The 13387-nt window shown below is 70.6% G+C and carries 12 protein-coding genes; 1 reads left to right on the forward strand and 11 read right to left on the reverse strand.

The window, feature by feature from the left end; all coding sequences use genetic code 11:
- Positions 1-139 precede the first annotated feature (139 nt).
- The gene (locus tag AB0F77_RS07305) at positions 140-1369 is read left to right on the forward strand and encodes a DUF349 domain-containing protein (protein WP_361942893.1); all 1230 of its coding nucleotides are present in this window, start codon (positions 140-142) and stop codon (positions 1367-1369) included.
- Between the two features lie 136 nt (positions 1370-1505).
- Here the strand turns inward: AB0F77_RS07305 and AB0F77_RS07310 are convergent, their stop codons facing one another.
- The 11 genes from AB0F77_RS07310 to pdxS form a co-directional block, all read right to left on the reverse strand.
- Positions 1506-4025 carry a RelA/SpoT family protein gene (locus AB0F77_RS07310; RefSeq protein WP_361942896.1) on the reverse strand — a complete coding sequence of 840 codons (2520 nt, stop codon included), beginning with the start codon at positions 4023-4025 and terminating at the stop codon, positions 1506-1508.
- 272 nt (positions 4026-4297) lie between these two features.
- A complete protein-coding gene (locus AB0F77_RS07315) occupies positions 4298-4837 on the reverse strand; it encodes an adenine phosphoribosyltransferase (protein ID WP_361942899.1) in 540 nt (179 codons plus the stop codon).
- Positions 4834-5940 carry a protein translocase subunit SecF gene (secF, locus tag AB0F77_RS07320; protein WP_361943482.1) on the reverse strand — a complete coding sequence of 369 codons (1107 nt, stop codon included), beginning with the start codon at positions 5938-5940 and terminating at the stop codon, positions 4834-4836. The genes AB0F77_RS07315 and secF overlap by 4 nt, the downstream gene beginning before the upstream one ends.
- A gap of 2 nt (positions 5941-5942) precedes the next feature.
- The gene (secD, locus tag AB0F77_RS07325) at positions 5943-7709 is read right to left on the reverse strand and encodes a protein translocase subunit SecD (protein ID WP_361942903.1); all 1767 of its coding nucleotides are present in this window, start codon (positions 7707-7709) and stop codon (positions 5943-5945) included.
- A gap of 141 nt (positions 7710-7850) precedes the next feature.
- Positions 7851-8351, reverse strand: a complete 501-nt coding sequence (yajC, locus tag AB0F77_RS07330) for a preprotein translocase subunit YajC (RefSeq protein ID WP_361942906.1) — start codon at positions 8349-8351, stop codon at positions 7851-7853.
- A 166-nt stretch (positions 8352-8517) separates the two neighbouring features.
- Positions 8518-9588: a Holliday junction branch migration DNA helicase RuvB gene (gene ruvB, locus AB0F77_RS07335; protein WP_361942909.1), complete on the reverse strand. Its 1071-nt coding sequence runs from the start codon at positions 9586-9588 to the stop codon at positions 8518-8520.
- 58 nt (positions 9589-9646) lie between these two features.
- Positions 9647-10252 carry a Holliday junction branch migration protein RuvA gene (ruvA, locus tag AB0F77_RS07340; RefSeq protein ID WP_361942912.1) on the reverse strand — a complete coding sequence of 202 codons (606 nt, stop codon included), beginning with the start codon at positions 10250-10252 and terminating at the stop codon, positions 9647-9649.
- Entirely contained in the window at positions 10249-10779 is a 531-nt protein-coding gene (gene ruvC / locus AB0F77_RS07345) for a crossover junction endodeoxyribonuclease RuvC (RefSeq protein WP_361942916.1), read from the reverse strand. The genes ruvA and ruvC overlap by 4 nt, the downstream gene beginning before the upstream one ends.
- A gap of 142 nt (positions 10780-10921) precedes the next feature.
- Positions 10922-11674 (reverse strand): YebC/PmpR family DNA-binding transcriptional regulator, encoded by a 753-nt coding sequence (locus AB0F77_RS07350; RefSeq protein WP_361942919.1) that lies wholly within the window; start codon positions 11672-11674, stop codon positions 10922-10924.
- 79 nt (positions 11675-11753) lie between these two features.
- Positions 11754-12359 (reverse strand): pyridoxal 5'-phosphate synthase glutaminase subunit PdxT, encoded by a 606-nt coding sequence (pdxT, locus tag AB0F77_RS07355; RefSeq protein WP_361942922.1) that lies wholly within the window; start codon positions 12357-12359, stop codon positions 11754-11756.
- 7 nt (positions 12360-12366) lie between these two features.
- On the reverse strand, positions 12367-13278 hold the full coding sequence (pdxS, locus tag AB0F77_RS07360) for a pyridoxal 5'-phosphate synthase lyase subunit PdxS (protein ID WP_361942925.1): 912 nt from the start codon (positions 13276-13278) through the stop codon (positions 12367-12369).
- Positions 13279-13387 lie beyond the last annotated feature (109 nt).

Here is a 13387-nt window from a genome sequence, read left to right on the forward strand (position 1 = left end):
CCGACGGTCGGCTGCGGAATTTCGGTCGTGCTGGATGCGGACAGGCAACCCGCCGGTCGCCTATGTTGGCCGTGACGAAACTGTGGACGATGCCCGGGGGCACAGCAGCCCCTCGCAGGCATCATGTGGAGGAGGCGCTGTGAGCAGCGACCCGTGGGGCCGCGTCGACGAGACGGGGACCGTGTACGTGCGTACGGCCGACGGCGAGCAGGTCGTCGGTTCCTGGCAGGCCGGCTCCCCCGAGGAGGCGTTGGCCTACTTCGAGCGCAAGTACGAGGGCCTGGTTGTCGAGATCGGCCTCCTCGAGAAGCGCGTGCGGACCACCGACCTGTCCGCGAAGGACGCGCAGGCCGCGATCGACCACCTCCGGGAGCAGGTCGAGGCGCACCACACGGTCGGTGACCTGAGCGCGCTGCGGACCCGGCTCGAGCAGCTCGTGGCGACGGTCGACGCGCGCCGCGAGGAGCGCAAGCAGCAGCGGGCGAAGCAGTCCGACGAGGCCCGCAAGGCCAAGGAGGACCTGGTCACGGAGGCCGAGCAGCTGGCGCAGTCCGACCAGTGGCGGGCGGCCGGTGAGCGGCTGCGGGCCCTGGTGGACACCTGGAAGGGGCTGCCGCGTCTCGACCGCAAGTCGGACGACGAGCTGTGGCACCGCTTCTCGCACGCGCGCTCGGCGTTCTCCAAGCGCCGCAAGGCCCACTTCGCGCAGCTCGACGCGCAGCGCGAGGACGCCCGCAAGGTCAAGGAGAGACTGGTCGCCGAGGCCGAGTCGCTGTCCGACTCGACGGACTGGGGCGCGACGGCGGCCCGTTACCGCGAGCTGATGGCGGACTGGAAGGCCGCGGGCCGCGCCCAGCGCGAGCACGAGGACGACCTGTGGAACCGCTTCCGCGGCGCCCAGGACGTCTTCTTCGCCGCCCGCAGCTCGGTGTTCGCCGAGCGGGACGCGGAGCAGTCGGAGAACCTGAAGCTGAAGGAGGAGCTGGCCGAGGAGGCCGAGAAGCTCCTGCCGATCAGCGACCTGAAGGCGGCCCGTGCCGCCTTCCGCTCGATCAACGAGCGCTGGGAGGCCATCGGGCACGTGCCGCGCGACGCGCGTCCGAAGGTCGAGGGCCGGATGCACGCGGTGGACCGGGCGCTCCAGGACGCCGAGGAGACGGAGTGGCGCCGGACCAACCCGGAGGCGCGTGCGCGTGCCGCGGGTCTGACCGGTCAGCTCCAGGCCGCCGTGGACAAGCTGAAGGGCCAGATCGAGCAGGCCCGCGCCCAGGGCAACTCGGCCAAGGCCGACAAGCTGGAGCGGGAGCTGGAGGGCCGCCAGGCCCTCCTGGACCAGGCCCTCAAGGGCCTCCAGGAGTTCGGCGGCTGACCCAGTCGGCAGTCAGCACGGAGAGGGTCCCGTACGGACTACGTACGGGACCCTCTCCGTGCCCCGAAGGGGCGCGGGGAACTGCGCGACCAGCCACAACGCACCCGCAGCTGAAAACGGCGCACTCAGCGAGGCGTCACGCCCGGGTACGAGCGGACGTCACCCGGTACACGTCGTACACGCCCTCCACACCACGTACCGCCTTGAGGACGTGCCCCAGGTGCTTGGGGTCGCCCATCTCGAAGGTGAAGCGCGAGGTGGCGACGCGGTCACGGGAGGTCTGGACGGCCGCCGACAGGATGTTGACGTGCTGGTCGGACAGGACGCGGGTGACGTCCGACAGCAGCCGGGAGCGGTCCAGCGCCTCGACCTGGATCGCGACGAGGAAGACCGAGGACTGCGTGGGCGCCCACTCGACGTCGAGGATGCGCTCGGGCTCACGGGACAGCGACTCGACGTTGACGCAGTCGCTGCGGTGCACCGACACACCGCTGCCGCGGGTGACGAAGCCGATGATCGGGTCGCCCGGGACGGGTGTGCAGCAGCGCGCGAGCTTGACCCACACGTCGTCCACGCCCTTGACGACGACACCCGGGTCGGCGCTGGAGCGGCGCTTGCGGCCTCGGGTGCGAGTGGGCGGGACGGCCTCGTCGATCTCCTCGGTGGCCGCCTCCTCGCCGCCGAGCGCGGAGACGAGCTTCTGCACCACGTTCTGCGCGGCGACGTGGCCCTCGCCGATCGCGGCGTACAGCGCGGAGATGTCCGGGTAGCGCATCTCGTGCGCGAGGGTGACCAGCGAGTCGCCGGTGAGGATGCGCTGGATCGGCAGGTTCTGCTTGCGCATCGCGCGGACGATGGCGTCCTTGCCCTGCTCGATGGCCTCGTCGCGGCGTTCCTTGGAGAACCAGGCCCGGATCTTGTTGCGGGCGCGCGGCGACTTGACGAAGCCGAGCCAGTCGCGGGAGGGGCCTGCGCCGGGTGCCTTGGAGGTGAAGACCTCGACCAGGTCGCCGTTGTCCAGGGTGGACTCGAGCGGTACGAGGCGGCCGTTGACCCGTGCTCCTATGGTCCGGTGGCCGACCTCGGTGTGGACGGCGTACGCGAAGTCGACGGGGGTGGCCCCGGCCGGGAGCGCTATGACGTCGCCCTTGGGCGTGAAGACGAAGACCTCGTTGCGGGACAGGTCGAAGCGCAGGGACTCCAGGAACTCGCTGGGGTCCTCGGTCTCCTTCTGCCAGTCGAGGAGCTGCCGCAGCCACGCCATGTCGTTGAGGTGGTCGTCCTTGCCCTTGCCGGACGACTTGGGCACGTCGGTGCGGACCTTGGAGGCGCCGGCGACGGCCTCCTGCTTGTACTTCCAGTGCGCGGCGATGCCGTACTCGGCGCGGCGGTGCATGTCGAAGGTGCGGATCTGCAGCTCGACCGGTTTGCCGTTGGGTCCGATGACCGTCGTGTGCAGCGACTGGTACATGTTGAACTTGGGCATCGCGATGTAGTCCTTGAACCGGCCGGGGACCGGGTTCCAGCGCGCGTGCACCGTGCCGAGGGCGGCGTAGCAGTCGCGGACGGTGTCGACCAGGACGCGGATGCCCACCAGGTCGTAGATCTCCGCGAAGTCACGGCCGCGGACGATCATCTTCTGGTAGACGCTGTAGTAGTGCTTGGGGCGGCCGGTGACGGTCGCCTTGATGCGGGCGGCGCGCAGGTCGGCCTGGACCTCGTCGGTCACTATGGCCAGGTACTCGTCACGCTTCGGTGCCCGCTCGGCCACCAGCCGGACGATCTCGTCGTACATCTTGGGGTAGAGGATCGCGAACGCGAGGTCCTCCAGTTCCCACTTGATGGTGTTCATGCCGAGGCGGTGGGCGAGGGGCGCGTAGATCTCCAAGGTCTCGCGCGCCTTCTTCTCCTGCTTCTCGCGCTTGAGGTAGCGCATGGTGCGCATGTTGTGCAGGCGGTCGGCGAGCTTGATGACCAGGACGCGCGGGTCCTTGGCCATCGCGACGACCATCTTGCGCACGGTCTCGGCCTGCGCGGCCTCGCCGAACTTGACCTTGTCGAGCTTGGTGACGCCGTCCACGAGCAGCGTGACCACGTCGCCGAAGTCGCGGCGGAGGTCCTCCAGGCCGTACTCGGTGTCCTCGACGGTGTCGTGCAGCAGGCCGGCCATGAGCGTGGCCGGATCCATGCCCAGCTCGGCGAGGATGGTGGTCACCGCGAGGGGGTGCGTGATGTACGGGTCGCCGCTCTTGCGCTTCTGGCCGCGGTGCCAGCGCTCGGCGACCTGGTAGGCGCGTTCGATCTGGCGGAGCGTGGCGTTCTCGATCTTGGGGTCGTTGCTGCGCACTATCCGCAGCAGCGGCTCCAGGACCGGGTTGTACGGGTTCGCGCGCTGGACGCCGAGCCGGGCGAGGCGGGCGCGGACGCGGTTGGAGGAGCCGGAGCGGGCGGGGGCGGTTGCCGACGGGCGCACGGCCGGGGTGGCCGGTTTGGGACGCACGGCCTCGGCCGGCTTGTCGGCGGGAGCGGACTGGGCGTGCTCGACCGGCCCGCGGGTGTCGTTCTTCGTGGTCGACACGTTCGGCGCGGGCTTGGCCGCGGGCGCCGAGCCGGGCTCGGGCTTGGCGGCGGTCAGTGGCTGGGCCTCGTCTGGCAAGAGGGCTCCTCGTGCGCGATCCGGGTCCCCCGGTCAGGCTCCGGAGGACCCATGGTAGCGATCCTCCGCTCCGGCATCCCCTTCAGCCGGGTGTGAGGGCCGTCTACGGGAGAAACACGAGGGGTTGCCACAGGATTCCGTCGGCCTTGCCCCGGGGTGCGCGGCAGGTGTCCTGCGGGTGCCCCGGATGTGCCGCCGTGGAACGCCGACGGCCGCCCCCTGGTCCGGGGGCGGCCGTCGGTGTTGTCCGCGGTGGTGGCCGAAAAGGGCCGTCAGAGCTGGAGCAGGGCCTCCAGGGGTGCGCCGGCCAGGGCCGGCGACAGGCGGCCGCGGCCGCCGAGGAAGCCGAGTTCCATGAGGACCGCTATGCCCGCGACCTCGGCGCCCGCCCGGTGGATGAGCTGGACCGCCGCCCCGGCGGTGCCGCCCGTGGCGAGGACGTCGTCGACGATCAGCACCCGGTCGCCGGAGCTCAGGTCCTCGGCGTGCACCTCGATCTCCGCCGAGCCGTACTCCAGGTCGTACGCCTGGCTGAGCGTGGCTCCGGGGAGCTTGCCCGCCTTGCGCACGGGGACGAATCCGACGCCCGCGCGGACGGCGACCGGGGCGCCCAGGATGAAGCCCCGGGCCTCCAGGCCGACGACCTTGGTCGCGCCGGTGTCGACGGCGACCGCGGCCAGCGCGTCCGTGAGGGCGGTGAACGCCGCCGGGTCGGCCAGGAGCGGGGTGATGTCCTTGAACATCACCCCCGGCTCCGGGTAGTCGGCCACATCACGGATCCGGCTGAGCAGCAGGTCTGCGAGTTCGGTCATCGACGCTTCCCCGAGGGTCGGCCGCGGCCCCGGCCGCGGGACGCGGGCTGGTTGCGCGGACCCACCACGGCGGGCGCCGCGTCCTCAGGGTCCTCGACGGCCGCGGTCCGACCGTCGGCGAGTTCCTCCTCCGCGGCGGCCTGGGCCCGCTTGGCCAGGACGCGCTTCCTGAGCGCCTTCATCTGCGGCTCGCGTTCCTTGAGGTCGGCGACGAGCGGCGTGGCGATGAAGATCGAGGAGTACGCGCCGGCCGCGAGGCCGACGAACAGCGAGAGCGAGATGTCGTTGAGCGTGCCCGCGCCGAGGAAGCCGCCGCCGATGAACAGCAGGCCGGCCACCGGGAGCAGGGCGACCACGGTGGTGTTGATGGAGCGGACCAGCGTGCCATTGATCGACTGGTTGGCGACGTCGCCGAAGGTGAACCGGGTCTGCTTGGTGATGTCCTTCGTCTGCTCCTTGAGGCTGTCGAAGACGACGACCGTGTCGTAGAGCGAGTAACCGAGGATCGTCAGCAGACCGATGACCGTACCGGGCGTGACCTCGAAGCCGACCAGGGCGTAGATGCCGGTCGTGATGGTGATGTCGTGGATCAGGGCGACGAGGGCCGCGAGGGCCATGCGCCACTCGAAGGCGATCGCCAGGTAGATCACCACGAGGACCATGAAGATGCCGAGGCCCTCCCAGGCCTTGTTGGCGATCTGGTCGCCCCAGCTGGGGCCGACGAGGTCCGCGTTGATGCTCTCCGGGTTGAGGTCGAGGTCCTTGGCCAGCTCCGCCTTGGTGGCGTCGGACTTGTCGGTGTCCATACCGGCGATCTGGATGCGCAGACCGCCGGTGCCGAGCTTCTGGACGACCGCCTCGTGGCCGGCGGCCTCCTGGGCGTAGCTCTCCGCCTGCGCCACCGAGACGCTGGTCTTCGGGGTGGTGAAGACGGCGCCGCCCTGGAAGTCGATGCCCATGTTGAGGCCGCGGACCGCCAGGCCGACGATGGCCGTGATGGTGATCAGGATCGAGATGCCGTACCAGAGCTTGCGCTTGCCGACGAAGTCGTAGCTGATCTCGCCGCGGTGCAGTCGGGCGCCGAGGTTGCCGAGTTTCGACATGCTCACGCCTCCTTCGTCTCGACGGGGGCGGAGGGACGGCGGGTGCGGCGCAGCGGCGGTTGGGCACCCAGGCTCTTCGGGTCGAGGCCGGACCACTTGTGGCCCTGGGCGAAGAACTTCCGGCGGGCGAGGATCGTCATCAGCGGCTTGGTGAAGAAGAAGACGACGACCACGTCGAGCACGGTGGTGAGACCGAGGGTGAACGCGAAGCCCTGGACCTTGCCGACGGTGACGATGAACAGCACCGCGGCGGCGAGGAACGACACGAAGTCGGAGACCAGGATGGTGCGCCGGGCGCGCGGCCAGCCCCGCTCGACGGCGGGACGCAGCGAGCGGCCCTCCCGGATCTCGTCCCGGATGCGTTCGAAGAACACGATGAACGAGTCCGCGGTGATACCGATGGCGACGATGGCACCGCAGACCGCCGGCAGGTTCAGCGCGAAGCCGATGGCCGGGCCGAGCAGCGACATGAGCACGTAGGTCAGGATCGCGGAGACGATCAGGGAGGCGATCGCGACGAGCGACAGACCGCGGTAGTAGACCACCAGATAGATCACGACGAGCGCGAGGCCGATGGCACCGGCGAGCAGACCGGCGTGCAGCTGCTCACCACCGAGGGCGGCGGTCACCGTGGTGACGCTCTGCTCCTTGAAGGACAGCGGGAGCGCGCCGTACGACAGCATGTTGGCGAGGCTCTGGGCCTCCTCCTGCGTGAAGCTGCCGGAGATCTCCGCCTGGCCGCCGGTGATGGACTGGCTGACGTACGGGCTGGAGACGACCTCGCCGTCGAGGACGATGCCGAACTCGTTCTGCGGCTGCTGGTTCTGGGCGAGCTTGCCGGTGATGTCCGCGAACTTCTTGGCTCCGCCGGAGGTGAAGTTCATCTGGACCTGCCAGCCGGAGGCGGTCTGGGTGTCGAAGACCGCCTGGGCCTTCTTGACCTCGGTGCCGTCCACGGCCGCCGGGCCGAGCGCGTACTTGTACCAGACCTTGTTGATCTCGCCGCAGGCCAGGGTGGGCTCGCCGGGCTTGACGCCCTGACCGACGTTGGCACGCTCCGACGCCTTGTCGCAGTTCAGCTTGGCGTAGGCGGCCTGGAGCGCGGCGGTCGCGGCGTCGCCGCCGTCGGTCGCCGGGGCGGAGGGGGGCGGGGAGGCCGGGGCGGTCGGCGACGGCGTGGTGTCGGCCTTCAGACCCTCGGGGATCACACGGCCCTGCGTGGTGGCGGAGGCCGTCGGGGACGCGGAGGAGGACGAGGTCGCCTTCTCGCCGGAGCCGGCGGACCCGGAGGCGCTGCTCGACGGGCTCGGCGAGCCGCTCGCGCCGGACGCGGTGGGCGAGGGGCTGGGCGTCTGTGCCGCCGGGGTGCTCGGCTCGCTGTTGAGGACCGGGCGGAAGTACAGCTTCGCGGTGGTGCCGACCTGCTGGCGGGCCTCTTCGGAGTTGGTGCCCTTGGGGATGTTGACGATGATGTTGCTCGTCCCCTGGGTCTGCACCTCCGCCTCGGAGACACCGAGGCCGTTGACACGGCGGTTCATGATGTCGACCGCGGTGTCCATGTTCGCCTTGTTGATGGCGGACCCTTGGTCGGCCTTCGCCTGGAGCGTGATGCTCGTCCCACCGGCCAGGTCGATACCGAGGCGCGGGGTGGTGTGTCCGGAGGCGAACATGCCACCGGTGAGCGCCACGATGGCGATCAGGATGAGGGCCAGCGAGCGCCCTGGCTTGCTCTGGGCGCTCGCGCTCCGGCCCTTCTTAGGTGCTGCCACCTTCTCGAACTCCCTCTCGGGCCGCTCCGCGCCGGGTGGGTGCGGTCGGCCATGGCATGGTGTCGGGATCCCGTACGCAATACGCACGTGCCCGGGGGGTGCGGGGCGCGAGCGGATCGCGCCGCACTGCCCCGGACACGGCTACTTCGCGTCGGAGTCGCCGTCGGTCTTCTTCGGCTCGTCGTCCGTCGTGGCGCCGGCGGGCTCGGCCTTGTCGGCCGGCTTGTCGGCGGCGTCCTTCTTCCCGAGGTCGACGGCCTGGTCGGCGGAGGCGGCGGCAGCGTCGGCGGACTCGTCGTCCTCGGTGAGGGAGGAGGCGTCGTCGGGGACGACGTCGGAGTCGTTCTTCAGGTCGTGCTCGATGCCGTGGACGATGCGGTTGTACTCGTCGTCGGTGAGGACGGCACCGATCGCGTTCTTCGCGAAGAGCAGTTCGACGCCGGGGCCGGCGTCGAGGAGGACCGTGTCCTCGTTGACTTCCTTGACCGTCGCGTACATGCCCCCGATCGTGCGGACTCCGGAGCCGGGCTGGACGTCGTTCCGCATGGCGGCGGCCTGCTGCTGCTTCTTCTTGGCCGAGCGCGTCATCAGGAACATGGCCGCGATGAGCACGATGAACGGGAGAAGGGTCAAGGTATTCACGGGACGGGGTTTCCTTCGCGCGACCGCGGCGGACGGCGGCCTGGGGGATGGGGTGTGGACGGCGCCACCCGTGAGGGCGGCATCGGCGGAGTCTAAGCGAGTCCGCGCGCATGGAACAACGCTCAGCATCGCACCTGGGTTCCTGACGCGGCCAATGCCCTCGCCGTCACGCCCCGAACAGGTCCTGTTGTCCGTTTCCCGCAGTTGACGAGCCGGGTGCGGTGAGACCGAGGTGTGCCCAGGCCGCCGGGGTGGCGACGCGTCCGCGGGGGGTGCGGGCGAGCAGTCCCTCACGGACCAGGAAGGGCTCGGCGACCTCCTCCACGGTCTCACGCTCCTCCCCCACCGCGACGGCGAGCGTCGACAGACCGACCGGTCCGCCGCCGAACAGCTTGAGCAGGGCCTCCAGGACGGCGCGGTCGAGCCGGTCGAGGCCGCGGGCGTCGACCTCGTACACGGCGAGGGCGGCTGAGGCGATGTCCCGGGTGATGAAACCGTCGGCCTTGACCTGCGCGTAGTCCCGCACGCGGCGCAGCAGGCGGTTGGCGATGCGGGGCGTGCCGCGGGAGCGGCCGGCGATCTCGGCGGCGCCGTCGGCCTCGACCTCGACGTCGAGGAGGTGCGCGGAGCGGTGGACGACGCGCTCCAGTTCGGCGGGCTCGTAGAACTCCATGTGCGCGGTGAAGCCGAAGCGGTCGCGCAGCGGAGGCGGCAGCAGTCCCGCGCGCGTGGTGGCGCCGACCAGGGTGAAGGGCGGGAGGTCGAGGGGGATGGCGGTGGCACCGGGGCCCTTGCCGACGATGACGTCGACGCGGAAGTCCTCCATCGCCATGTAGAGCATCTCCTCGGCGGGCCGGGACATGCGGTGGATCTCGTCGAGGAAGAGGACCTCGCCCTCCTGGAGGGAGGAGAGGATCGCCGCGAGGTCGCCCGCGTGCTGGATGGCGGGGCCGCTGGTGATGCGGATGGGGGCGCCCATCTCGGCGGCGATGATCATGGAGAGGGTGGTCTTGCCGAGGCCGGGGGCGCCGGAGAGCAGCACGTGGTCGGCGGTGGCGCCCCGCGCGCGTGCGGCGCGCAGGACCAGGTCGAGCTGTTCGCGCACCTTCTCCTGGCCGATGAACTCGCCCAGGTCCTTGGGACGCAGGGCGGCCTCGACGGCCTGGTCCTCACGATCGGCGGACGCACCGACGAGCCGCTCGGGGGCGGGGCTGTCGGTGGTGTCGTCCCAGTTCACTGCGGGTCTCCTAGCGGGGTGTGCCGGGGAGGGTCGGTCGGCGGGCGCGGGGCCGTGGTCAGCGGGCCCTGTTGAGGGTCTGAAGGGCCGCCTTGAGCAGGGGGCCCACCTGGGGCGCGCCCTCGGCGGCCTCGGCCTGCGGGGTCACGGCGGCGACGGCCTCGTCGGCCTCGCGGGTGGCGTAGCCGAGGCCGATCAGGGCGGCGTGCAGCTGGTCGCGCCAGCCCTGGGTGACGGGGGCGCCGACGACGGGGGCGCCGAGCGGTTCGCCGAGGCGGTCCCTCAGTTCCAGGAGCAGCTTCTGGGCGCCCTTCTTGCCGATGCCGGGGACGGCGGTGAGCGCCTTCTCGTCGCCGGTCGCCACCGCCCTGCGCAGGGCGTCCGGGGAGTGCACGGCGAGCATGGCCTGGGCGAGGCGGGGGCCGACGCCGCTGGCGGTCTGGAGCAGCTCGAAGACCTGGCGCTCGTCGTCGTCCGAGAAGCCGTACAGCGTCAGCGAGTCCTCCCGTACGACGAGGGAGGTGGCCAGCTTGGTCTGCTGGCCCTTGCGCAGCCGCGACAGGGTGTCGGGGGTGCACTGGACCGCGATGCCGATGCCGCCCACCTCGACCACCGCGGAGTCGGGGGCGAGGGCGGCGACCGGTCCGCTCACGAAGGCGATCATCCCGTACGGCCTTTCGATGTGTGCAGGGCGACGGCCTGCTGGAGTCGGTTCTGCGCGGGGGCGCGCCAGATGTGGCAGATGGCGAGTGCGAGGGCGTCGGCGGCGTCGGCGGGCCTGGGCGGCGCGTCGAGCCGCAGGAGCCGGGTGACCATGGCGCCGACCTGGGCCTTGTCGGCGCGGCCGCTGCCCGTGACGGCGGCCTTGACCTCGCTGGGTGTGTGCAGGGCGACCGGGATGCCGCGGCGGGCGGCGCACAGCATGGCGACGGCGCTCGCCTGGGCCGTGCCCATCACCGTGCGCACGTTGTGCTGGCTGAACACCCGCTCCACGGCGACGAATTCGGGCCGGTGCTCGTCCAGCCACGCCTCGATGCCCTGCTCGACGGCGACGAGTCGGTGGCCCAGTTCGGCGTCCGCGGGTGTGCGGACGACGCCGACGCCGAGCATGGTCAGCGGCCGGCCCGCGACCCCCTCGACCACCCCGACACCGCATCGGGTCAGTCCCGGGTCCACTCCCAGCACGCGCACCCGCGCCCCTCCCTTCACTCTCCCCCGGCCACCGCCGGGCGATACCCCCGGATCGTGCAGGCTATCCGGTGGCACTGACAAAGCGACGGGCCGACGGGTGTGTCCCCGTCGGCCCGTTGAGACCGTGCAGCCCGCGGTGGCGCTACGCGTCGACCTTCTCCATGATCTCGTCGCTGACGTCGAAGTTGGCGAAGACGTTCTGCACGTCGTCGCTGTCCTCCAGCGCGTCGATCAGCCGGAAGATCTTGCGGGCGCCCTCCTCGTCCAGTTCGACCTGGACGGACGGCACGAAGCTCGACTCGGCGGAGTCGTAGTCGATCCCGGCGTCCTGGAGGGCGCTGCGGACCGCGACCAGGTCGGTGGCCTCGCTGACCACCTCGAAGGTCTCACCGAGGTCGTTGATTTCCTCGGCACCCGCGTCCAGGACGGCGCCGAGGACGTCGTCCTCGCCCAGTCCGCCCTTGGGGACGATGACGACGCCCTTGCGGCTGAACATGTACGACACCGAGCCCGGGTCGGCCATGTTGCCGCCGTTGCGGGTCATGGCGACCCGGACGTCGGAGGCGGCGCGGTTGCGGTTGTCGGTGAGGCACTCGATGAGCACGGCGACACCGTTCGGGCCGTAGCCCTCGTACATGATCGTCTCGTAGTCGGCGCCGCCGGCCTCCAGGCCACCGCCGCGCTTGACCGCGGAGTCGATGTTCTTGTTGGGGACCGACTGCTTCTTGGCCTTCTGGATGGCGTCGTAGAGCGTCGGGTTGCCCTCGATGTCGACGCCGCCCATCCGCGCGGCGACCTCGATGTTCTTGATCAGCTTCGCGAAGAGCTTGCCGCGCTTGGCGTCGATCACGGCCTTCTTGTGCTTCGTCGTAGCCCATTTAGAGTGGCCGGACATCTGCCTGTCTCCTTCGCGTAACCCATCTCTGCAACGAACTCCCCCAGACCTTAACGGCTGGAGGGAACCCCCGGAGATCCTACAAGGACTCGGGTGTCCGGTTGGCGCGCACCATGTCCACGAACAGCGCGTGCACACGGTGGTCGCCGGTCAGCTCCGGGTGGAACGACGTGGCCAGCGCGTTGCCCTGGCGGACCGCGACGATGTGGCCGTCGTGCTCGGCGAGCACCTCGACCCCGGCGCCCACGGACTCCACCCAGGGGGCACGGATGAACACCCCCTCCACAGGATGGCCCGGTACGCCCCGGACGTCGACCGCGGCCTCGAAGGACTCGTTCTGCCGGCCGAAGGCGTTGCGGCGCACGATCATGTCGATGCCGCCGACGGTCTCCTGGCCCGAGCGCGGGTCGAGGATCTTGTCGGCGAGCATGATCATGCCGGCGCAGGTGCCGTAGACCGGCATGCCGTCCCGCACGCGCGCCCGGAGGGGTTCCATCATCCCGAAGAGGACGGCCAGCTTGGAGATGGTCGTGGACTCGCCGCCCGGGACGACCAGACCGTCGACCTCGGCGAGTTCCTCGGGGCGCCGCACCGGCCTGGCCACGGCGTCGGCCGCGGCCAGGGCGACGAGGTGCTCCCGTACGTCGCCCTGGAGGGCCAGGACGCCTACGACAGGAGTGTTCATGGGGCGACTACCAGCCGCGTCCGGCGTAGCGCTCGGACTCGGGGAGGGTGTCGATGTTGATGCCGACCATGGCCTCGCCGAGGTTGCGCGACGCGTCCGCGACGACCTTGGGGTCGTCGTAGAAGGTGGTGGCCTTGACGATGGCGGCGGCGCGCTTGGCCGGGTCGCCGGACTTGAAGATGCCGGAGCCGACGAAGACGCCCTCGGCACCGAGCTGACGCATCAGGGCGGCGTCGGCCGGGGTGGCGACACCGCCGGCGGAGAACAGCACGACCGGGAGCTTGCCCAGCTCGGCGACCTCCTTGACCAGCTCGTACGGGGCGCGCAGCTCCTTGGCCGCGGCGTACAGCTCGTGGTTGTCGAAGCCGCGCAGACGGGCGATCTCGTTCTTGATCTGGCGCAGGTGGCGCACGGCCTCGACGACGTTGCCGGTGCCGGCCTCGCCCTTGGAGCGGATCATGGCCGCGCCCTCGGCGATGCGGCGCAGTGCCTCGCCCAGGTTGGTGGCACCGCACACGAACGGCGTGGTGAACGCCCACTTGTCGGAGTGGTTGACCTCGTCGGCCGGGGTGAGCACCTCGGACTCGTCGATGTAGTCGACGCCGAGGGACTGGAGGACCTGGGCCTCGACGAAGTGGCCGATGCGGGACTTGGCCATGACCGGGATCGAGACGGCGCCGATGATGCCCTCGATCATGTCCGGGTCGGACATGCGGGCCACGCCGCCCTGCTGGCGGATGTCGGCGGGGACCCGCTCCAGCGCCATGACGGCGACGGCGCCCGCGTCCTCGGCGATCTTCGCCTGCTCCGGCGTGACGACGTCCATGATCACGCCACCCTTGAGCTGTTCGGCCATGCCGCGCTTCACGCGCGCGGTGCCGGTCTCGGGGGCCTGGTTTTCGGAGAGCGTGCTGGACACGGGTGACCTCACTCGGTGAAGACGGAGTTCTGTGCTGGACCGAGGAAACGTGAGTGGACCAGTCCACGGCAAGGGCCAATGAAAGGGCAGTGGATCATTTTCGGCCGGG

Origin of the sequence: Streptomyces sp. NPDC026672, assembly GCF_040638185.1 — a bacterium.
Taxonomy (GTDB): domain Bacteria; phylum Actinomycetota; class Actinomycetes; order Streptomycetales; family Streptomycetaceae; genus Streptomyces.